General features: G+C 70.8%; 19 protein-coding genes. 10 read left to right on the forward strand and 9 right to left on the reverse strand.

Annotated features, from left to right (window positions below; translation table 11 throughout):
* Window positions 1-63: 63 nt before the first annotated feature.
* From tyrS to ACWFR4_RS44715, 3 genes are read right to left on the reverse strand one after another with little or no spacing between them, the layout of a single operon-like run.
* Window positions 64-1,332 carry a tyrosine--tRNA ligase gene (gene tyrS / locus ACWFR4_RS44705; RefSeq protein ID WP_453466944.1) on the reverse strand — a complete coding sequence of 423 codons (1,269 nt, stop codon included), beginning with the start codon at window positions 1,330-1,332 and terminating at the stop codon, window positions 64-66.
* A gap of 52 nt (window positions 1,333-1,384) precedes the next feature.
* Complete coding sequence (locus tag ACWFR4_RS44710; RefSeq protein WP_405485219.1) at window positions 1,385-2,779, reverse strand: metallopeptidase TldD-related protein; 1,395 nt, start codon at window positions 2,777-2,779, stop codon at window positions 1,385-1,387.
* Complete coding sequence (locus ACWFR4_RS44715) at window positions 2,776-4,299, reverse strand: TldD/PmbA family protein (protein ID WP_382475404.1); 1,524 nt, start codon at window positions 4,297-4,299, stop codon at window positions 2,776-2,778. The genes ACWFR4_RS44710 and ACWFR4_RS44715 overlap by 4 nt, the downstream gene beginning before the upstream one ends.
* 244 nt (window positions 4,300-4,543) lie before the next feature.
* Between ACWFR4_RS44715 and fabG the strand changes: the two genes are divergently transcribed.
* The 3 genes from fabG (at window position 4,544) to ACWFR4_RS44730 (ending at window position 6,564) form a co-directional block, all read left to right on the forward strand.
* Window positions 4,544-5,260 carry a 3-oxoacyl-[acyl-carrier-protein] reductase gene (gene fabG / locus ACWFR4_RS44720; protein ID WP_116502852.1) on the forward strand — a complete coding sequence of 239 codons (717 nt, stop codon included), beginning with the start codon at window positions 4,544-4,546 and terminating at the stop codon, window positions 5,258-5,260.
* Between the two features lie 5 nt (window positions 5,261-5,265).
* Entirely contained in the window at window positions 5,266-6,033 is a 768-nt protein-coding gene (fabI, locus tag ACWFR4_RS44725; RefSeq protein WP_376545420.1) for an enoyl-ACP reductase FabI, read from the forward strand.
* Between the two features lie 153 nt (window positions 6,034-6,186).
* Entirely contained in the window at window positions 6,187-6,564 is a 378-nt protein-coding gene (locus ACWFR4_RS44730; RefSeq protein WP_453657285.1) for a hypothetical protein, read from the forward strand.
* A 37-nt stretch (window positions 6,565-6,601) separates the two neighbouring features.
* Here ACWFR4_RS44730 and ACWFR4_RS44735 read toward each other — a convergent pair whose 3' ends face one another.
* The gene (locus ACWFR4_RS44735; RefSeq protein ID WP_405482323.1) at window positions 6,602-7,285 is read right to left on the reverse strand and encodes a FadR/GntR family transcriptional regulator; all 684 of its coding nucleotides are present in this window, start codon (window positions 7,283-7,285) and stop codon (window positions 6,602-6,604) included.
* A 127-nt stretch (window positions 7,286-7,412) separates the two neighbouring features.
* Between ACWFR4_RS44735 and ACWFR4_RS44740 the strand changes: the two genes are divergently transcribed.
* The 4 genes from ACWFR4_RS44740 (at window position 7,413) to ACWFR4_RS44755 (ending at window position 9,937) form a co-directional block, all read left to right on the forward strand.
* The gene (locus ACWFR4_RS44740) at window positions 7,413-8,696 is read left to right on the forward strand and encodes a CynX/NimT family MFS transporter (protein ID WP_453657288.1); all 1,284 of its coding nucleotides are present in this window, start codon (window positions 7,413-7,415) and stop codon (window positions 8,694-8,696) included.
* Window positions 8,697-8,755: 59 nt separating this feature from the next.
* Entirely contained in the window at window positions 8,756-8,875 is a 120-nt protein-coding gene (locus tag ACWFR4_RS44745; RefSeq protein ID WP_264484672.1) for an SGM_5486 family transporter-associated protein, read from the forward strand.
* Between the two features lie 242 nt (window positions 8,876-9,117).
* Window positions 9,118-9,333, forward strand: coding sequence for a hypothetical protein (locus ACWFR4_RS44750; protein ID WP_405485221.1), 216 nt, complete (start codon window positions 9,118-9,120; stop codon window positions 9,331-9,333).
* An 85-nt stretch (window positions 9,334-9,418) separates the two neighbouring features.
* Window positions 9,419-9,937 carry a SixA phosphatase family protein gene (locus tag ACWFR4_RS44755; protein ID WP_453466934.1) on the forward strand — a complete coding sequence of 173 codons (519 nt, stop codon included), beginning with the start codon at window positions 9,419-9,421 and terminating at the stop codon, window positions 9,935-9,937.
* A gap of 98 nt (window positions 9,938-10,035) precedes the next feature.
* Here ACWFR4_RS44755 and serB read toward each other — a convergent pair whose 3' ends face one another.
* Together serB and ACWFR4_RS44765 are read right to left on the reverse strand one after the other, a co-directional pair.
* Window positions 10,036-11,274 carry a phosphoserine phosphatase SerB gene (gene serB / locus ACWFR4_RS44760; RefSeq protein WP_453466932.1) on the reverse strand — a complete coding sequence of 413 codons (1,239 nt, stop codon included), beginning with the start codon at window positions 11,272-11,274 and terminating at the stop codon, window positions 10,036-10,038.
* 113 nt (window positions 11,275-11,387) lie between these two features.
* Window positions 11,388-13,256, reverse strand: coding sequence for a streptophobe family protein (locus ACWFR4_RS44765; RefSeq protein WP_453657290.1), 1,869 nt, complete (start codon window positions 13,254-13,256; stop codon window positions 11,388-11,390).
* 267 nt (window positions 13,257-13,523) lie between these two features.
* On the opposite strand from ACWFR4_RS44765, the gene ACWFR4_RS44770 reads away from it, so the two are divergent.
* The gene (locus ACWFR4_RS44770; RefSeq protein WP_453466928.1) at window positions 13,524-16,061 is read left to right on the forward strand and encodes an FHA domain-containing protein; all 2,538 of its coding nucleotides are present in this window, start codon (window positions 13,524-13,526) and stop codon (window positions 16,059-16,061) included.
* Window positions 16,062-16,148: 87 nt separating this feature from the next.
* On the opposite strand, the gene ACWFR4_RS44775 is transcribed toward ACWFR4_RS44770, so the two are convergent.
* The 3 genes from ACWFR4_RS44775 to ACWFR4_RS44785 all read right to left on the reverse strand — a co-directional run bounded on the left by ACWFR4_RS44775 (window position 16,149) and on the right by ACWFR4_RS44785 (window position 18,950).
* Window positions 16,149-16,874 carry a transglycosylase SLT domain-containing protein gene (locus ACWFR4_RS44775; protein ID WP_453467894.1) on the reverse strand — a complete coding sequence of 242 codons (726 nt, stop codon included), beginning with the start codon at window positions 16,872-16,874 and terminating at the stop codon, window positions 16,149-16,151.
* A 295-nt stretch (window positions 16,875-17,169) separates the two neighbouring features.
* On the reverse strand, window positions 17,170-18,252 hold the full coding sequence (locus tag ACWFR4_RS44780) for an S-adenosylmethionine:tRNA ribosyltransferase-isomerase (RefSeq protein WP_453657292.1): 1,083 nt from the start codon (window positions 18,250-18,252) through the stop codon (window positions 17,170-17,172).
* The gene (locus ACWFR4_RS44785; protein ID WP_453657294.1) at window positions 18,249-18,950 is read right to left on the reverse strand and encodes an SDR family NAD(P)-dependent oxidoreductase; all 702 of its coding nucleotides are present in this window, start codon (window positions 18,948-18,950) and stop codon (window positions 18,249-18,251) included. The genes ACWFR4_RS44780 and ACWFR4_RS44785 overlap by 4 nt, the downstream gene beginning before the upstream one ends.
* Before the next feature lie 202 nt (window positions 18,951-19,152).
* Between ACWFR4_RS44785 and ACWFR4_RS44790 the strand changes: the two genes are divergently transcribed.
* Window positions 19,153-20,298, forward strand: a complete 1,146-nt coding sequence (locus ACWFR4_RS44790) for a GAF domain-containing sensor histidine kinase (RefSeq protein WP_453467899.1) — start codon at window positions 19,153-19,155, stop codon at window positions 20,296-20,298.
* Entirely contained in the window at window positions 20,291-20,935 is a 645-nt protein-coding gene (locus ACWFR4_RS44795) for a response regulator (protein WP_453467901.1), read from the forward strand. Before ACWFR4_RS44790 ends, ACWFR4_RS44795 begins: the two co-directional genes overlap by 8 nt.
* The last annotated feature ends 145 nt before the right edge of the window (window positions 20,936-21,080 follow it).

Raw genomic sequence — 21,080 nt, forward strand, 5'->3', positions numbered from 1 at the left:
GCCACGCACCAGGTGCGTGGCCGCCCTTCCGGCTGTCTCAGAGCGTGTTCGGAAGCTGCGCGCTCAGGCGCTGACGACCTCGATCGCCGCCAGGTTCTTCTTGCCGCGGCGCAGCACGAGCCAGCGCCCGTGCAGCAGCTCGTCCGCGGCCGGCACTGCGTCCTCGGCGGCGACCTTCACGTTGTTCACGTACGCGCCGCCCTCCTTCACCGTGCGCCGGGCGGCCGACTTGCTCGCCACGAGACCGACCTCGGCGAGCAGGTCCACGACCGGGCCGAGCGCGTCGACCTTCGCGTGCGGCAGCTCGGACAGGGCGGCCGCCAGGGTCGCCTCGTCCAGCTCACCCAGGTCACCCTGCCCGAACAGCGCCTTGGACGCGGCGATGACGGCGGCGCACTGGTCGGCGCCGTGCACCAGCGTCGTCAGCTCCTCGGCCAGGGCCCGCTGAGCGGTCCGCGCCTGCGGCCGCTCCTCGGTCTGCCGCTCCAGGTCCTCGATCTCCTCACGGGACCTGAAGCTGAAGATCCGCAGGAACTTGGACACATCGCGGTCGTCGGCGTTCAGCCAGAACTGGTAGAAGGCGTACGGGGTGGTCAGCTCGGCGTCGAGCCAGACCGTGCCGGACTCCGTCTTGCCGAACTTGGTGCCGTCCGCCTTGGTGATCAACGGGGTGGCCAGCGCGTGCACCGACGCCTCCGGCTCGACCCGGTGGATCAGGTCGGTGCCCGCGGTGAGGTTGCCCCACTGGTCGCTGCCGCCGGTCTGCAGCGTGCAGCCGTACCGACGGTTCAGCTGCATGAAGTCCATGCCCTGGAGGATCTGGTAGCTGAACTCGGTGTAGCTGATACCCGCGTCGGAATTGAGCCGTCGGGAGACGGCCTCCTTGGCGATCATCTTGTTGACCCGGAAGTACTTGCCGATGTCCCGCAGGAAGTCGATCGCAGACAGACCCGAGGTCCAGTCCAGGTTGTTGACCATGCGGGCGGCGTACGGGCCCTCGAAGTCGAGGAACCGCTCGATCTGCCCGCGCAGCCGCTCGACCCACAGCGCCACCGTCTCCGGGGCGTTCAGCGTCCGCTCGGCGTTCGGCTTCGGGTCGCCGATCAGACCGGTGGCCCCGCCGACCAGGCCCAGCGGGAGGTTCCCCGCGAGCTGGATGCGGCGCATGGTGAGGATCTGGACCAGGTTGCCGAGGTGGAGACTCGGCGCGGTCGGGTCGAACCCGCAATAGAACGTGATGGGACCGTCCGCGAACGCCTTGCGCAATGCGTCCTCGTCAGTGGACAGGGCCAGCAGGCCGCGCCACTGAAGTTCGTCGACGATGTCCGTCACGGTTCTCGTATCTCCTTGGATGACTTGGATGCTGCCCGACCAGGTTACGGGGTCATACGCCCTGGCTGACCGAGCTCATGTTGAAGTCCGGCACCCGAAGCGCCGGCATCGCGGCCCTGGTGAACCAGTCGCTCCACTCCCTGGGCAGCGTCTTCTCCGTCCGCCCGGCCTCCACCGCGCGCCCCAGCAGGTCGACGGGCGACTCGTTGAACCGGAAGTTGTTCACCTCGCCCACGACCTCGCCGTCCTCCACGAGGTATACCCCGTCCCTGGTCAGACCGGTCAGCAGCAGCGTCGCCGGATCGACCTCGCGGATGTACCAGAGGCAGGTCAGGAGCAGCCCGCGCCCGGTGGCCGCGACCATCTCGTCCAGGGAACGGTCCTCGCCCCCGTCCAGGATCAGGTTGTCGATCGCCGGCGCCACCGGGAGACCGGTGAGGCCCGCGCTGTGCCGGGTCGTCGTCAGATGGGCCAGCTCGCCCTCGCGCACCCAGTCCGTCGCCGTCAGCGGCAGTCCATTGTCGAACACGGAGGCGCTGTCGCCCGAGGCGTGCGCGAGGACGAACGGCGCCGACTCCAGGCCGGGCTCGTTCGGGTCGCTGCGCAGCGTCAGCGGGAGCTCGGTCAGCCGCTCGCCGACGCGCGTGCCGCCGCCCGGTCTGCTGAAGACGGTCCGGCCCTCGGCGGCGTCCCGGGCCGCGGACGACCACAGCTGGTAGATCAGCAGGTCGGCGACCGCGGTCGGCGGCAGCAGCGTCTCGTAACGGCCCGCGGGCAGCTCGATGCGGCGGCGCGCCCAGTCGAGGCGCTGCGCCAGCTCGGCGTCGAGCGCGCCCGGATCGACGTCCTTGAAGTCGCGCGTCGAGCGCCCCGCCCAGGCCGAGCGCGTCCGGTCCGGGGACTTCGCGTTCACCTCCAGCGTCCCGTTCGGCTGGTCGTGCCGCAGGCGCAGGCCCGTCGACGTACCGAGATAGCTGGAGACGAGCTCGTGATTGGCGAAGCCGTACAGCTCCCGGCCTCCCGCGTGGGCGCGGGCGAACGACTCGCCCAGGGCCGGGGCGAAGTCCGCGAAGACCGCCGACGAGGTCTCGGCGGGCGCGTCCGTGAAGTCGGGGGAGTGCGGCACCCCGGAGACCAGCGGCCCGGCGTCCTCGGCGGGCGCCGCACCCCGGGCGGCGGCCTCGGCGGCCCGCACCAGCGGTTCGAGGTCGTCCGTGGTCACGGCCGAGCGGGAGACGACCCCGGAGGCCGTGCCCTCCTTGCCGTCGACGGTCGCGATGACCGTGAGGGTGCGCCCGCGCGTGACACCGTTCGTCGTGAGCGCGTTGCCCGCCCAGCGCAGATTGGCGGTGGACTGCTCGTCGGCGATGACGACGCAGCCGTCGGCCGTGGACAGTTCGAGGGCACGCTCGACGATCTCGTGCGGCTTGTTCGTACGAGGGCTCATCGACCGGCCTCCTGCGTGGTGTTCAGAATGTTCACGCCCTTGAAGAGGGCGGACGGGCAGCCGTGCGACACCGCCGCGACCTGGCCCGGCTGGGCCTTTCCGCAGTTGAACGCGCCGCCCAGTACGTACGTCTGCGGGCCGCCGACCGCAGCCATCGAACCCCAGAAGTCGGTGGTCGTGGCCTGGTAGGCGACATCGCGCAGCTGCCCGGCGAGCCGGCCGTTCTCGATGCGGTAGAACCGCTGCCCCGTGAACTGGAAGTTGTAGCGCTGCATGTCGATCGACCAGGAACGGTCGCCGACGACGTAGATCCCGCGGTCGACGCCCCCGATCAGGTCCTCGGTCGACAGGCCGCCCGGGTCCGGCTGGAGCGACACGTTCGCCATGCGCTGGACGGGCACATGGCCGGGGGAGTCCGCGTACGCGCAGCCGTTCGACCGGTCGAAGCCCGTCAGCTTCGCGATGCGGCGGTCCAGCTGATAGCCGACGAGCGTCCCGTCCCTGACCAGGTCCCAGGACTGTCCGGCCACGCCCTCGTCGTCGTACCCGATGGTCGCGAGGCCGTGCTCGGCGGTGCGGTCACCCGTCACGTTCATGATCTCGGAGCCGTACCTGAGCTTGCCGAGCTGGTCGAACGTGGCGAAGGACGTGCCCGCGTACGCCGCCTCGTAGCCGAGTGCCCGGTCCAGCTCCGTCGCGTGGCCGATCGACTCGTGGATGGTCAGCCACAGGTTGGACGGGTCGACCACGAGGTCGTACAGGCCCGCCTCGACGCTGGGCGCCCGCATCTTCTCGGCGAGCAGCTCCGGGATCTCGGCCAGCTCGCGGTCCCAGTCCCAGCCGGTCCCGGTGAGGTACTCCCAACCCCGGCCCACCGGCGGCGCAAGTGTCCGCATCGAATCGAACTCGCCGCTCGAACCGTCCACGGCGACCGCCGTCAGCTGCGGATGCAGCCGCACCCGCTGCTGCGTCGTCACCGTCCCCGCCGTGTCGGCGTAGAACTTGTTCTCGTGCACGGTGAGCAGCGAGGCGTCGACATGGTCGACGCCGTTCGCGCCGAGCAGCCGCGCACTCCAGTCGGCGAGCAGCCCGGCCTTCTCCTCGTCCGGCACGGAGAACGGATCGATCTCGTACGAGGACACCCACGTCCGGTCCTCGTGCACCGGCTCGGGGGCCAGCTCCACTCTCTCGTCCGAACCCGCGGCCTTGATCACCTGCGCCGACAGTTTCGCCATCGCGACGGCCTGCGACGCCACCTTCGCGGCCGCGTCCATCGTCAGATCCACGCCCGACGCGAAGCCCCACGTACCGCCGTGCACGACCCGTACCGCGTACCCCAGGTCCGTGGTGTCCGACGAGCCCGCGGGCCGCGCGTCCCGCAGCCGCCGCTCCGCGCTGCGCACCCGCTCCAGGCGGAAGTCCGCGTGGTCGGCGCCGAGAGCCCGCGCGCGGGCCAGCGCGGCATCGGCGAGGGCCCGCAGCGGCAGCGCCGTGAAGGCTTCATCGATCGAATGGGGCACGGATGTTCTCCCTGCTGTCGGAGGCGCTGTCGCCAGCGCTGTCAGGAGCCTCGGGCACCGGCCGCTCCCGGGTGCGGGTACCGGTCAGCCCCGATCATGTCGCGTCGGCGGGCCCCACGGCCACATTTTTCTGTAGGGACCCGACAGTGACTGTCCGGCGCCACTGTCGGTGGTCGATTCTCCGTATCCAGGGCGGTACCGATAGGTTTTCGAGGTACCAGACCGCTATGGAAAGGGTGATCCGTTGAGCCGCTCGGTTCTCGTCACCGGAGGAAACCGGGGCATCGGCCTCGCCATCGCCCGTGCATTCGCCGACGCCGGCGACAAGGTCGCGATCACATACCGCTCGGGCGACGCGGCCGAGCTGGAGAAGGCCGGCTTCCTCGCCGTCAAGTGCGACATCACCGACAGCGAGCAGGTGGAGCAGGCCTACAAGGAGATCGAGGAGAAGCACGGTCCCGTCGAGGTCCTCGTGGCCAACGCCGGCGTCACCAAGGACCAGCTCCTCATGCGCATGTCCGAGGACGACTTCACGTCGGTCCTCGACACCAACCTCACCGGCACCTTCCGGGTCGTGAAGCGTGCCAACCGCGGCATGCTGCGCGCCAAGAAGGGCCGCGTCGTACTCATCTCCTCCGTGGTCGGCCTGCTCGGCTCCGCGGGACAGGCGAACTATGCCGCGTCGAAGGCGGGTCTGGTCGGTTTCGCGCGCTCCCTCGCCCGTGAGCTCGGGTCGCGCAACCTCACTTTCAACGTCGTCGCGCCCGGTTTCGTCGACACCGACATGACCAAGGCGCTCACCGACGAGCAGCGCGAGGGCATCGTGAAGCAGGTGCCCCTCGGCCGCTACGCGCAGCCCGAGGAGATCGCCGCGACGGTGCGGTTCCTCGCCTCGGACGACGCCTCGTACATCACTGGAGCCGTCATTCCCGTCGACGGCGGATTGGGCATGGGTCACTGATCACCATGAGCGGAATTCTCGAGGGCAAGCGCGTCCTGATCACCGGTGTGCTGATGGAGTCCTCCATCGCCTTCCACGCCGCGAAGCTGGCCCAGGAGCAGGGTGCGGAGATCATCCTCACCGCGTTCCCGCGGCCCACGCTGACCGAGCGCATCGCCAAGAAGCTTCCCAAGCCCACCAAGGTCATCGAGCTCGACGTCACCAACGACGAGCACCTCGGCCGTCTTGCCGAGATCGTCGGCGAGGAGCTCGGTGGCCTCGACGGCGTCGTGCACTCCATCGGCTTCGCGCCGCAGGACGCCCTCGGCGGCAACTTCCTCAACACCCCGTTCGAGTCGGTCGCCACGGCCATGCACGTCTCCGCCTTCTCCCTGAAGTCGCTGACCATGGCCTGCCTGCCGCTGATGCAGAACGGCGGCTCGGTCGTCGGCCTCACCTTCGACGCCCAGTACGCCTGGCCGCAGTACGACTGGATGGGCCCGGCCAAGGCCGCCCTCGAGGCCACCAACCGGTACCTCGCACGTGACCTCGGCAAGCAGAACGTCCGCTCGAACCTCATCTCGGCCGGCCCGATCGGCTCCATGGCCGCCAAGTCCATCCCAGGCTTCAGCGAGCTCGCCGCCGTCTGGGACGACCGCGCTCCGCTGGAGTGGGACCTCAAGGACCCGGAGCCGGCGGGCAAGGGCATCGTCGCCCTGCTGAGCGACTGGTTCCCGAAGACCACCGGCGAGATCATCCACGTCGACGGCGGTCTGCACGCGATCGGCGCCTGATCACCCGTACGTGGCCGACGCCCCGTTCCCCGCACTGCGCGGGGGGCGGGGCGTCACCCGTTCGGCCCACCGGCCGGGCGGGCGCGCGGGGTGGGCACGCAGGCTGAGAAGGCGTTCGTTCCCCCTCTCCCGTACGGCCGAGGAGGTCCCCTTGTGCGCCTTTTCCAGCGCAGTGCCCCGGTACTCGCAGCTCTCGTACTCTTCTTCGCGGTGCCGTACGACGCCGCTTCCCACCCCGCTCGGACCACGCCCCACGCGCGCGTGGCCGACGGCGGGGACGACCGCAGGACCGAGCCCTTCGGAGCGGACTGCCGGGTGACCGTCTCCGGTTCGGACGTGACGGCGTACTGCCACAACCCGTATCCGGCGACCGACGCGGTCAGCCTCCACGTCGAGTGCGACCGCTGGTGGGACATAGACAGCGACGGCGGGCGGGTTCCGGCCGAGGCCGCCGAGACCGTGCGGCTCACCGGCCGGTGCTGGAAAGAGGTCCGCTCGGCCTGGATCAGCCACGCCAAGGTCGACGGCTAGTCAAGGGTCGACCGCCGGCCAGGCGCCGGTCCGGGGCCTATCGAGTGGCGGACGGGCCGGGCCGGCACAGGAACGGGTAGCGGGCCGCCTCCGCCGCGGCGGCCTCCGCGTCGCCGACCCGGATCGCGTCGAGCAGGCCCGTGTGGTCCATGTGGTTCTCGGGTGTCAGCTCCTCACCCACGTCCACGCGCAGGACGTCCCGCAGGACCTCACCGAGGTCCGCGTACATCGCCGTCATGACGTCGTTGTGCGACGCGGCCACGACCGCCAGGTGGAAGGTCGCGTCGGCCGCCACGAACGCCTCCGCGTCGCCCGACGCCCAGGCGTCCTCGCGGCGCACCATCAGCGCGTCGAGCTGCTTGAGGTCGCGTTCGGTACGACGCTGCGCGGCGAGGCTCGCGGCGCTGGACTCCAGGGTCGAGCGCAGCTCGGCGATGTGCCGGGGGTCGGCGTCGGCGAACCTGCGCTGCATCACGCCCGCCAGCTCGCTGGTCGCGACGACGTAGGTGCCCGACCCCTGCCGGATGTCGAGCAGGCCGTTGTGGGCGAGCGCGCGCACGGCCTCGCGCACCGTGTTGCGCGCGACGCCGAGCTGTTCGACCAGCTCGGGCTCGGTCGGGATGCGGGATCCCACCGGCCACTCGCCTGACGAGATCTGGGCGCGCAGCTCGGCGATGACCTGTTCGGAAAGAGCCGAGCGCCTGGGGGAGGTCAGCGGCATGACGGTCCTTGGTGCGATGTCCGGGGCGAACCGGGGCGGGCAGAAACGGGCGCGGGCGGGGTGGCCGCGCCAAGTGTGACGCAATCCGATTGGACACCCAATCATCCCATGATTCTAAGATGGGGTCATGGCCAGTGAGGAAACCCCGACGATGACACAGACCCCGATACGGACCGAGAGCGCACCCGAAGCGAAAACAGCCCCCACGCGCGCGTGGGCCGTGCGCCTGATGATCGTGGGCATCGTCCTCGCGGCTCTGAACCTGCGCCCCGCCATCACCAGCCTCGGCGCCCTCCTCGAAGAGGTGCGCGACGGGCTCGGCATGAGCGGCAGCGTCGCCGGCCTCCTCACCTCCGTACCCCCGCTCTGCTTCGCGATCTTCGGCGTGATGGCGCCCCGGCTCGCCCGCCGCTTCGGCCCCGGCGCCGTGGTGTGCGCCGGCATGGCCGCGATCGCCGCCGGTCTGGTGATCCGCCCGTTCACCGGCAGCACCGTCGGCTTCCTCGTCGCCAGCGGCCTCGCCCTCATGGGCATCGCGGTCAGCAACGTCCTCATGCCGGTGATCGTCAAGCGAAGGTTCCCCGACCGCGTGGGCTCCATGACGGGCCTCTACTCGATGGCCCTCGCGCTCGGCACCTCCCTCGCGGCGGCCGTGACCGTGCCCATGACGGACGCGCTCGGCGGCAACTGGAAGACCGGACTCGCCGTCTGGGCCGCTCTCGCCGTGGCCGCCGTCGTCCCGTGGGTCCCGCTCGTACGCGAACGGGGAGCCGAGGGCGGCACCGCCGCCGGCGCCTCGCAGCAGGACGACGGCCTGCGCATCACCCGCAGCCGCACCGCCTGGGCGCTCGCCGTCTTCTTCGGCCTCCAGGCCACCGCCGCCTACATCACCATGGGCTGGATGGCCCAGATCTTCCGTGACGCCGGAGTCTCCGCGGGCACCGCGGGCGTGCTGCTCGCCGTCACCATGGCGATGGGCGTACCCCTCGCCTTCGTCATCCCGCGCCTCGCCACCCGCCTGCCCAGCCAGGGCCCCATCGTGATCGCCCTCGGCGTGTGCGGACTCGCCGGTTACGCGGGCCTCTACCTCGCCCCGTCCGGTGGCGCCTGGGTGTGGGCCATCCTCCTAGGCATCTCCAACTGTGCCTTCCCGCTCGCCCTGACGATGGTCGGCATGCGGGCGCGGACCGGCACGGGCGTCGCCAAGCTCTCCGCCTTCGCCCAGAGCACCGGCTATCTGATCTCCATCCCGGGACCGCTGCTCGTCGGCGTGCTCTACCAGCACAGCGGTGGCTGGGGCGTCCCGATCGCGCTCATGGCGGCCCTGATGGTGCCGCAGATCGTGGTGGGCGTCATCGCCGGACGCAACCGTACGGTCGAGGACGAGGCCGCTCCGGCCGGCGCGGCCTGACCTCCGCCCGTGCCCACCCCGGCTCCCGGAGCCGGGGCAAAGGGTGCGAGACTGACCGCATGTCGCCTGTGCTCGACCCGAACCCCCAGAACGGCCAGAAGAAGCTCCTCATCGTGCTCGGCTCGATGCTGGCCATCACCGTGATCATCGCGGTCATCGCCTCGATCGCCTCACCGTGACCATAGAGGCCATAGAGGCCATAGAGGCCATAGAGGCCCTCGCGGCACCGTGACAGCGGTCCCCGGCCCGTTCGCGGCCGGGTTTTGGTGGGGCTAGCACCACCAACCCCTAGGGGGTCAGTGTCAGGGTCAACTGGGTGGATCACCGGATGGGTTGGGGGCCCGACCTTCCGTAAATTCGAGATGTGACCGCGAGTACCGCGGACCACGGCACCGAGCATCTCGATGACCCCGGAGGCGTCATGTCGGCCCCTACGCACACCCGGCCCCACCCGGCCCCAGCGGGCGGCGTCGACATCAGGCTCCCGTGGTGGGCGATCGCCCTGCCCGCGATCACCTTCGCCGTGCTCCTGCTCCTGATACTCAACCCGGCCGACGCGCACGCCGCGACCGGCGACCCCGCGGTCGGCCAGCTCCTCGACCGTATCCAGCAGGCGGTTCTGCACACGGCGCCGTGAGCGGCCCGCAAGACGCGTCACCCGTGCCGGTCGAGCGCTTCAACTCTCTGCGCCCCGTGGCCGGTTTCGTGCGAAGCTGGGACCCATGAGCGTCGCAGAACCCCGCAGGATTGTCCTTTTCCGGCATGCGAAGGCGGACTGGCCCCAGGTCTCCGACCACGAGAGGCCGCTCGCCGAGAGGGGCCGAAAGGACGCCCCCGTCGCCGGCCGCAAGCTCGCCGACTCCGGTATCGACCTCGACCTGGCCCTCTGCTCGACCTCCGCGAGGACCCGCGAGACGTGGAAGCTCGCCGTCCACGAGCTGCCTCACCGGCCCAGGACGGTGTACGAGGAGCGGGTCTACGAGGCCTCGCCCGGCGAGCTCATCGCCGTGCTGAACGAGACCCCGGACGACGTGCGGAGCGCGGTGCTGGTCGGCCACAACCCCGGGATCCAGGGCCTCGCCGACGTCCTCTCCGGGCAGGTCGAGGGCGACGCGGGGGAGCGGATGGCCCGGCGCGGCTTCCCGACCTCCGCCTTCGCGGTCCTGTCCTTCACCGGCCCCTGGAAGTCCCTCGAGCCGGGCACCGCCACCCTCCTCGACTACTGGGCACCGTCCGAGTGACCCGTCGGCCGACGGCCGGACCCTGATACGCCGGCAGGCCCCGGTACCGCATGGGTACCGGGGCCCGCCGCATCAGTGACCGTCCGCGTCGACCGGAGTCAGTCGTCGTGGGCGTCCGCGGCCTCGACCTCTTCACGGGTGATGCCGAGGAGGTAGAGGACGGTGTCGAGGAACGGCACGTTCACCGCGGTGTGCGCGGCCTCGCGGACCACGGGCTTCGCGTTGAAGGCGACACCGAGGCCCGCCGCGTTCAGCATGTCCAGATCGTTGGCGCCGTCGCCGATCGCCACGGTCTGCGCGAGCGGCACCCCGGCCTCCGCGGCGAACCGGCGCAGCAGACGCGCCTTGCCCGCGCGGTCCACGATCTCGCCGGTGACCCGGCCGGTCAGCTTTCCGTCGACGATCTCCAGGGTGTTGGCCTGGGCGAAGTCGAGCCCGAGCCGGTCCTGCAGATCGTCCGTGACCTGCGTGAACCCACCCGAGACGACGCCCACTTGATAGCCGAGCCGCTTCAGCGTGCGGATCAGGGTCCGCGCGCCGGGCGTGAGCCGCACCTCGGCGCGGACCTTGTCGACGACCGACGCGTCGAGCCCGGCGAGCAGCGCGACCCGCGCGTGCAGCGACTGCTCGAAGTCCAGCTCGCCCTTCATCGCCGCCGCGGTGACCTCGGCGACCTTGTCCTCGCAGCCGGCGTGCGCCGCGAAGAGCTCGATGACCTCGTCCTGGATGAGCGTCGAGTCGACGTCCATCACGACGAGGCGCTGGGCGCGCCGGTGCAGCCCGGCCGCGACGACGGCGACATCGACGCCGAGCGCCGCCGACTCCGTCGCGAGTGCGGTGCGCAGGGGCTCGGTCTCGGTGCCGGAGACGGCGAACTCGACTGCGGTCACGGGGTACTTCGCGAGCCGGAAGATACGGTCGATGTTGCCGCCGGTGCCGGTGATCCTGGCGGCGATGGCGGCCGTCGTCTCCGAGGTCAGCGGGTGGCCGAGCACGGTGACGAGCGAGCGGCCGAGACCGCGCGGACGGTTGTCGCCGATGCCCGAGATGATCTCGGCCTGCATCCGCATGGACTCCGCCCAGCTGTGGACGGTGGCCCGCAGGTCGCCCTCGAGACCGGGAGGCGGCTCCGTCACCAGGGCGCACAGGACAATGCGGCCGCGGGTGACGACCTGCTCGATGTCGACGACATCGACGGAGTAGGCGGCGAGGGTGTCGAAGAGCCCGGCGGTGATGCCGGGGCGGTCCTTGCCGAATATCTTGACGAGGAGCGTCGGGACGTCGTCCGGAACTGCGACCGGGACATCAGCGGGGTGGCGGGGCTGCGAAGCACTCATGGTGGTCCCACGTTATCCGGCCCACGTCGCGGCGCGCGGCGGTGGTCCGTGTGGCGGACATGTGCGGTGCCCACTCCGACCGGCCGGTTCGCCGTCCGCCGCCCGTACCCGGCTCAGCCGCGCGGGCCCCTCCGGGGCGGCGGCCCCTCCTCGTCCGGCGACGGCGGTGACGGCGGGTGCGGCAGTGGCGGTGGGGGAGGGGGCGGTGGCGGCACAGGCCATCTGCCCTTGCCGGACCCGGACCCGGAACCCGACCCAGGCCGCCCCCGCGGACGCGGCGGCACCGGTGGCCTGACCGGCCCCACCATCGTCGGCGCCCCGTACAGATCGTCCGGCAGATCATCCTGCCGATTGCCCGAACGGTCCCGCGCCTGATCGCTCGACTTGTTCCCCGACCGATCGCTCGTCCGATCGCCCGCCCGTTCGTCCGGCGGCTTCAGATACGGGTTCGTCCCGTCCGGCGACGCCCGGTACGGAGTGCTCGGCCGATACGGCCCCGCCTCCTGGGGCGGGACGGCCCCGACAGACCGGACTACGCCGTCCCCCCGTTCCCACCGCTCCTCCGGTTCCACGCCGCCCCCGCCCAGCGCAGCAGGAGCCGCCCGCCGGCCCGCCGCGCCCGCCCCGTGAGCGAGCAGCGCCCCCACCGCTCCCGCCCCCGCTCCCCAAGCGGCCCCGAGCAGCAGCGCCATGCCGAGATGTCCGTGCAGCTCGATGCCGGCCCCGAACGCGTCGAAGCCGAGTACGGACAGCGAGGCGTCCGCCGACACGTCCGTCAGCCGCACGAGCAGCGGCAGACCGAGCGCCGTGACGACCCCGAGCCGCAGCGCGCACCTCCCGGCGAAGCCGACGGCGCCCATCGGCCGCGACCCGGGCCCGCCGGTCACCGCAGGTGTCCGTACGGCGGTCAGCACGCCCGCGAGCACCGTCATCAGAACGGCCGCGAAGGTCAACAGCCGTATTCTGCCGTCCAGTTCGGCAAGGCGGCCCAGCGTCACCGGCTCGTTCGCGTGCAACCGCAGCAGCTCGTCGACCGGGTGGGGAAGTGCCTGCGCGAGGGTGCCCGTCGCCTTGCCGTCCCACGGGACGAAGAGGCCGAGGGGGATGCCGACCCACACCCCGTTGGGCGCCCCGAGCAGCGCGGCGCCCGCGATCCGCCGCGGGTGGTCGTCGCCGATCATCGCGTACGCCGCCGCCGCGAGCCCCGCGGCAACCGCTACCAGTAACACCGTGACCAGCGACGAAGCGGCGGGACGGACCACTCGGTGCAGCGCGTCGAGGGCGCGCGGGAGCGGTGTCCGGCGCGAGGCGAGCAGTGCGATCAGCAGGACGCCGATCACCCACGCGGCGCCGCCCAGCAGCGAGGAAGCGGTCTCGACGGTGAACCCGACGGTCGCCTTCGCGTCCACGAGGCCGCCGATGTGGTCCGGCAGGAGCCCTCCGAGGTCGAGGCCGCCCGGCAGCTTGTCCTTGATGCCGCCCGGCAGATCCCCGTCCGATACCCGGTCGAGCCCGAGCTTCCCGCCGTCAATCGTGATGAGGTCGTGACCCACCCGGGCAAGCCCTGCGAGCATCGCCAGAAACAGCGCGACCACGCTCCCCGCGCGTGCCGCGAGTTCGGCCGGAGTGACCTCAACTCCCGCCCCACGTAAGGACCGCAGGAAGAACCAGCTGAGCAGCAGAGCGCCCGCGAGGCCCACGCCGAGCGGCGCGATATCGATCGCCGTGTGGGCCTGTGCGCCGTCCAGTCCGAAGGCTGAGACGTCTCCCGACGGCGTGACTTTCCCACCCACCCCAAGGGCCATCACCGCGGCCGTCATCGGGCCGAGCGAACCCGCGGAATCCGCACCGAGCAGATGAAGGCCGGCCGCGGCGACCGCCGCCATCCCGATGAACGCCCAGCTCACGGAGGCGACCGCAGAGAGCAGTACGTCGCCCCAGCGCACGCCCTCGCGCCCGCTCCCCCGAACACCGGTCTCCATCAGGGCCCCCGATCCGTACCGCGATGTATCGGATGTCCCATTCGCGCGTGATCCGTAGGCACTTGTGGGCGCTTACCACTCTCCGGGGCTGTTTCTGCCTCGTCAACGGGGCGGGCGTAGAGGCGCGTAGACAGTCTTCACAAGGCTCGCCTCAAGGCCCGACTTTCGGTCAGGGGGCTCCGCCTGAAATAGTTCCCCACGATGTTCGACATCCCTAGACTCCCCAAGATGGGGGCTAGCTCGGGGGACAACTCAGTGGGGCATGGAGTGCCGGAACTCGTACTGGAATTGAATGGAAGGACCTGGACGCTCGACCCGTCCAGGCCATACACCCTCGGACGTGATCCGCAGGGGGACGTCGCGATCGACGATGCCAGGGTGTCCTGGCGTCACGCCACCATCAGCTGGGGCGGCCGCAGTTGGGTCATCGAGGACCACGGCTCCACCAACGGCACGTTCGTGCAGGGCCAGCGGATCCATCAGATGGAGATCGGCCCGGGTTCGACGCTGCACCTCGGCAACGCGACGGACGGTCCGCGGGTCAACCTCTCGGGCAGCGCCTCCGGCGCGGCCGTGCCCGCGGCTCAGCAGGCACAGCAGCAGGCCCACCCGCAGCAGGCGCCGGCGCAGCAGCCGCACGCCGCGCCGCAGGGTGGTGACCCCGGCTGGGCGCACAACGCCCCGCCACAGCAGCAGGTGCCCGCCCAGCAGGGCTGGCAGCAGCCGCAGCAGGCGCAGAACATCCCGCCTCAGCAGGGGCCCGGCGGTGTCGCGGGGGCTCCGCCGGTGTACGGCGACCGCAGCCCCACCACGTTCCATCAGCTGGCCCTCGGCCGCGTGATGCGGATCGGCCGTGCCCTCGAGAACGAGCTGGTGGTCTCCGACCTCCAGGTCTCGCGCCTGCACGCCGAGTTCCACGCGACGCCCGACGGCCGCTACGAGATCCGTGACCTCGGCTCGCACAACGGCACGTACGTCAACGGTATGCCGATCGCCAAGGGCGGCTCCGCGCTGCTCGGCCCGAACGACATCGTCGGCGTCGGCCACTCGACGTTCCGCCTCGTCGGCGACCGTCTCGAGGAGTTCGTCGACACCGGTGAGGTCTCCTTCTCCGCCCGCCATCTGACGGTGACGGTCGACGGCGGCAAGGACATCCTCAAGGACGTCTCCTTCGGCGTCCCGGAGAAGTCGCTCATCGCGGTCATCGGCCCCTCGGGCTCCGGCAAGTCCACCCTGCTCAAGGCGCTCACCGGCTACCGGCCCGCCAACAAGGGCGACGTGCTCTACGACAACCGGAACCTGTACAAGCAGTTCGCCGAGCTGCGTCAGCGCATCGGTCTGGTCCCGCAGGACGACATCCTGCACAAGGAACTGACCGTCAAAAAGGCCCTCAAGTACGCGGCCAAGCTGCGCTTCCCCTCGGACACCAGCGAGCAGGAGCGCGAGCAGCGCATCGACGAGGTGCTGCGCGAGCTCAAGCTGGACATCCACAAGGAGAAGAAGGTCACCTCCCTCTCCGGTGGCCAGCGCAAGCGCGTCTCCGTCGCCCTGGAGCTGCTCACCAAGCCGTCGCTGATCTTCCTGGACGAGCCGACCTCCGGCCTCGACCCGGGCATGGACCGCGACGTCATGCAGCTCCTGCGCGGCCTCGCCGACGACGGCCGCACGGTCCTCGTCGTCACGCACTCGGTCGCCGAGCTGGCGATCTGCGACAAGCTCCTGGTGATGGCGCCGGGCGGTTCGGTGGCGTACTTCGGTCCGCCCGAGGAGGCCCTGAACTTCTTCGGCTACAGCACCTGGGCGGACGTCTTCTCCGCCTTCGAGAACTACCGCGACTACGACTGGGCGGGCCGCTGGAAGGGCTCTCAGCACTACCAGATGTACGCCGCGGACATCGACGCAGTCGCCGCGCAGTCCGTACACATGCCGCCGCCGCAGGCGATGAAGCCGCCCAAGCCGCAGGGCTGGGGCTCGCAGCTGTGGACCCTGATCCGCCGCTACACGTCGGTGATCGCGTCCGACAAGGGCTTCCTGGGCCTGATGGTGATCCTGCCGGCGGTCCTCGGCGTCGTCAGCACGGTGATCCCGGCCGACTTCGGCCTGGGCCCGCCCAAGCCGCCGTCCCGGTTCAACGGCGACGCCGGCACGATCATGCTGATCCTCGCGGTCGGCATGTGCTTCTCGGGCGCGGCCAACTCCGTACGTGAGCTGATCAAGGAACGCGTCATCTACGAACGGGAGCGGGCCACCGGCCTGTCCCGCTCGGCGTACCTGATGTCCAAGGTGATCGTCCTCGGCGTCGTCACGGCCATCCAGGGCGTGATCATCTGCGCCATCGGCTTCGTCCCGCGGGACCTGCCGGCCGAGGGCCTGATGATGCCGCCGGCCGTCGAGCTGTGCATCGTGGTCATCGCGCTCGGCTTCACGTCGATGATGTTCGGCCTGGTCATCTCCTCGCTGGTGAAGACCGCCGAGAAGACGATGCCGCTCCTGGTCATGTTCGCGATCGTCCAGGTCGTCTTCACCGGCATCCTGTTCCAGGTGTACGGATCGCCGGGCCTGGAGCAGTTCGCCTGGCTGATGCCGTCGCGCTGGGCCATCGCCGGTGCCGGTTCGACGCTCGACCTCGCGCACCTCATGCCGCCGTGGGACCAGGCGCACCCGAACGACCTGGACCCGCTGTGGGAGCACTCGGTGAGCCAGTGGGGCATCAACCTCGCGATCCTGATCGCCCTCGGTGTCATCTGCGGCTTCGCGGTCGCGCGCCTGCTGCGCCGCCACGAGCCCGAGGTCATGCGCAAGTAGCGTGACCCGCGCACGGATGAAGGGCGGCACCCCGCACGGGGTGCCGCCCTTCGGCGTTCACGAAGACCCTGAGGTCCAGGGAGAGTCTCAGTAAGCGCTGTTCACGTTGTCCATCGAGCCGTACTTGTCCGCGGCGTAGTTCGCGGCGGCGGTGATGTTGGCGACCGGGTCGTAGATGTTCCAGGAGGTACCGGGGACGTGGTACGCGCTGAAGGTCGGCGGGATGACCTGCAGCAGACCCTTCGACGGGATGCCGTTGATCGCGTTGATGTCCCAGTTGTTGATCGCCTGCGGGTTGCCGGACGACTCGCGGATGATGTTGCGGTGCAGGCCGTTGTAGGAGCCCGGGATGCCCTTGGCCTTCATGATGTCCAGGGACTCGCGGATCCAGCCGTCCAGGTTGTTCGCGTAGACCGGCTTGCGGGCGGCGGCGCGGCTGGCGGCCTCCCGGACCTGGCGGTCCTTCACGGCCTTTGCAGCTGCGTCGACCTTCGCCTTCGCCGCGGCCGCGTCGGCGGCCTTCTTCGTCGCGGCGACCTGCGTGGCCTTCAGCTTGGCGGCCGCGTTCTTGACCTGCTGGTCGGCGGTGGCCATCTGGTTGGTGACGCTGGCGTGCACGTCCTTGATCTGGGGCTTGCCGGCGGCCACCTCGAAGGCGACCGGAGCGGCCGAGATCGTCTCCGCCTCCGCGGTGGAGTTGCCCGGCACCAGCGTGAACGCGAGGGCAGCGGCGCCGAGAGTGGCGATACCGGCGATCGAGTACTTGTGGGTCTTCGTCAGGGGACTATGACCGGAGAAGCTGAGCTTGGACATGGAGGACCTCTTCGAATCGGGGAAGTCGCTCACCGGTCCGGAGGAGGACCGCTCATGTTTCGGTCATGAACGCTGTGGGTAGTGGCCCACGCTGTCGAGCAACGAGAGCCATTGTTAGCGGCCGCAAAATTCCGTGGCAAAGGTGTGACGTACGAAGCCGGGTAGTGGATCAGGCCCCCTGGCGAGGTCCATTTCGCCCCCCCTGCCCCGGTACCGCCGCCCACAGCTAATTCCTAGCCGCCTTCGTACGTGACGTGCGCCCTATGCGAGGGCTCACATCGGGCACGCGACAACCTCACCAAGCGTTGCCACTGCAACGCGCTGCGTGACCGGATTCGTCAGGAAGTATCAGGTGGACGTCCCCGAACTCATGCCACAGGTAAAAATGTCCCAATGCTTCCGCATATGTACGGGTAATTGCCTCGGCTCCAGCTATGGCCTCCAGCATCAGCAGATGCGACGCCTCCGGCTCGTGCAGCCCGGTCAGGAGGCCGTCCACCACCCGCACACCCCGCTCGGGCGTCACCACGAGGTCCGTCCAGCCCGCGGCCGCCCGCACCACGCCGTCCCGCCCCGCGGCCGACTCCACGGCCCGTACGGCCGTCGTACCGACCGCCACCACCCGCCCGTCCCCGGCCTTCGCCGCGTTGATCAGCCGCGCCGACGCCTCCGGCACCTCGAACCGCTCCGGATACGGCGGCTCGTGCGACTCCGCCGACGCCACCCCCGTGTGCAGCGTGACGGGCGCGAACTGGACACCCCTGCTGACCAGCTCCGCCACCAGCCGAGCGGTGAACGGACGTGCCGCGCTCGGCATCTCCGCACTGCCCGCCCCGTCCGCGTACGGCAGCGCGAACACCGTCTGATAGACGGAGAGCGGCTGATCGCGCTCCGTATAGGAGTAGCGGATGGGCCTGCCGTGCCGCCGCAGCAGCGCGGACACGTCCCCCGTGACCCGCACCCACCACAACCGCGCCCCACCGCCCGCCAGCGGCTCCTCCCATATGAGGCGGACACCTCCGGGGAGCATCGCCACCGTCCCCTCCGGACCGCCCGCACGCGAGCGCGTGGTGCCACGCCCGTCCGGATCCCGCAACTCGACGGCCCAGCGTCCGTCGTCGCCACGCGTGGAGAAATGCACCACCACGCGCGCGTGCCCGATCCGCCCGTCGACCGCGGCGGCCAGCGTCGGCGACGTATTGACCACGAGCAGATCCCCGGCCCGCAGCTCTCCCGGCAGCTGTGCGAAGTCCCGGTGCGTGACGTCCGTACCGCGCGAGACGAGCAGCCGCACCGCGTCCCTGTCCAGGCCGGGCCCACGCTGCTCCGCCGGCACACGGGCCGACAATTCCTCCGGTACCCGCACCGCGACCGTCACCGTGCCTCCAGAAGAAGAGAAGGGGCGGCATACCGCCCGCTGTCCGGCCGCTCGTCGAGCAGCCGCAGGAACGCCGGCGCCACCGTCTCCGGCAGCGGCCGGTCCGAGTCGTCGTCGAGCGGCGCCGCCGCCCGGTAGAGATCCGTGCGCATGTCGCCCGGATCCACCGCCCACACCCGCAGCCCCGGCTCCTCCACCGCGAAGACCGCGGACAGCTGGTCGAGCGCGGCCTTGGAAGCGCCGTAGCCACCCCAGGTCTCGTACGCCTCCGCCGACGCGTCCGAGCTCACCGAGACGACCGAGCCCCCGGCCGACTCCCGCAGCAGCGGCAGCGCCTCCTGCACCAGCCCGAGCGCCGCCACGACATTGACCTCCAGCGCCCGCCGCAGCCCCTCCACCGGCAGCGCGTCAAGGCGCACCAGGGGCTCGGCCCCCAGCGCGCTCGCGTTGTTCACCAGCAGATCGAGACCCCCGAGACCGCGCGCCGCCGTCACCAGCTCCGCGCGGTGCGCCGCGTCCGTGACATCCCCGGACAGCGCCTCCACCCGTGTCCCGTACTTCCCCGCCTCGTCCGCGGCCTCCCGCAGCACCGCCCCGGACCTGGCGTCGAGCACCAGATCCCAGCCGCGCCGCGCGAGAGCCACGGCGAGCGCGCGACCGAGCCCCTTCGAAGCCCCCGTGATGATCGCCACCGGCATGACATCCGTCCCCTCCGGCCCGTCGGGCCGTCCTTGTGCCGTACGTGCTTCGATCTGCCTCCAACGTAGGAACCGACCCGCCGCGGGCGCCTCGTCCGCGGGCCGCACCTCACCGGGGCCCTTCGCCCTACGTCCACCGGACCAGAAGGCGGCCGCCACAGGCCCGATACGCGCTGTCACACCCCGCCGGTACCTTGAGGTCATGAGTCACGGCCCACGATCAGGCCTCTCCGCGGTGAGCTCCGCGCTGCTGGCCATGAGCAGACACCTCGAGGTGCGCGACGTCCTCAAGACGATCGTCGCGTCCGCCCGCGAGCTGCTCGACGCCGAGTACGCGGCCCTCGGAGTGCCGGACGACCACGGAGGCTTCGCCCAGTTCGTCGTCGACGGCGTCAGCGACGCGCAGTGGAAGGCCATCGGCCCGCTCCCGCGCCAGCACGGCATCCTGGCCGCGATGCTGCGCGAAGCGAAGACCGAGCGCCTGGGCGACGTGCGCAAGGACCCGCGCTTCGAGGGCTGGCCGTCCGCGCACCCCGAGATGTCCGACTTCCTCGGCCTGCCCATCCGTGACGGGGACGAGGTCATCGGCGCCCTCTTCCTCGCCAACAAGAAGTGCCCCAAGCCGCAAGGAGGTTGCGGCTTCACCATGGAGGACGAGGAGCTGCTGACGATCCTCGCCCAGCACGCGGCCATCGCCCTGACGAACGCCCGCCTGTACGAGCGCAGCCGCGAGCTCACCATCGCCGAGGAGCGCTCGCGCCTCGCCCACGAACTGCACGACGCCGTAAGCCAGAAGCTCTTCTCCCTGCGCCTGACCGCCCAGGCCGCCGCGGCCCTCGTCGACCGCGACCCGTCCCGCGCCAAGGGCGAGTTGCAGCACGTGGCGGAGCTGGCCGCCGAAGCCGCCGACGAACTGCGCGCCGCCGTGGTCGAGTTGCGCCCCGCCGCGCTCGACGAGGACGGCCTGATCGCCACGCTGCGCACACAGATCCAGGTACTCGACCGCGCCCACTCGGCCCACGTCACCTTCGACTGCTCCGGCATCCGCGCCCTGCCCGCCGCCCAGGAGGAGGCCATGCTCCGCGTCGCCCAGGAGGCGCTGCACAACGCGCTGCGCCACTCGGGCGCCGAGCACGTCCGCGTGACGCTCGACAAGCGAGGCCCCGGAGCCGTCCTGCGCGTCAGCGACGACGGCGGCGGCTTCGAACCCAAGGCCGTCCGGCATGCGGGACGCCACCTCGGCCTGGTCTCGATGCGCGACCGGTCCAGTGGCGTCGGCGGCCGTCTGACGGTGGAATCGGAGCCCGGCAAGGGCACCACGATCGAGATGGAGGTCCCCGGTGGCTGACAACAGGATCCGGGTGCTGCTGGTCGACGACCACCAGGTCGTCCGCCGGGGGCTGCGCACGTTCCTCGAGGTACAGGACGACATCGAGGTCGTGGGGGAGGCGTCGGACGGGGCCGAGGGCGTCGCCCGTACCGAGGAGCTGCGGCCGGACGTCGTCCTGATGGACGTCAAGATGCCCGTCATGGACGGTGTCGAGGCCCTGCGCAAGCTGCGCGAGCTGGCCAACCCCGCGCGCGTGCTCATCGTCACGAGCTTCACCGAACAGAGAACCGTGGTCCCCGCCCTGCGCGCGGGCGCCGCCGGGTACGTCTACAAGGACGTCGACCCGGACGCCCTGGCCGGCGCCATCCGCTCGGTGCACGCGGGCCATGTGCTGCTCCAGCCGGAGGTGGCCGACGCCCTGCTCTCTCAGGAGGTGACCAACGGCGGGCAGGGGAGAGGCAATTCCCTGACCGAGCGGGAGCGCGAGGTGCTCGGCCTGATCGCGGACGGCCGGTCGAACCGGGAGATCGCCCGCGCCCTCGTCCTCTCCGAGAAGACGGTCAAGACGCATGTGTCCAACATCCTGATGAAGCTCGACCTGGCGGACCGCACGCAGGCCGCTCTGTGGGCCGTACGCCATGGGGCGGCCGGCTGAACGATGCCGCGGCTGCGGGACGGCATGCGGCTTGGCCGGGCCGGGCCGGGCCGGGCCGGGCGAGGGGGACGGCAATTCGGATGGTTCCGTTCCGAGCCGAGATTCATACTGTCGTGTGTATGTCCCCCAGATGGCGCATCCTGCG

Source organism: Streptomyces sp. NPDC055140 (assembly GCF_053607285.1).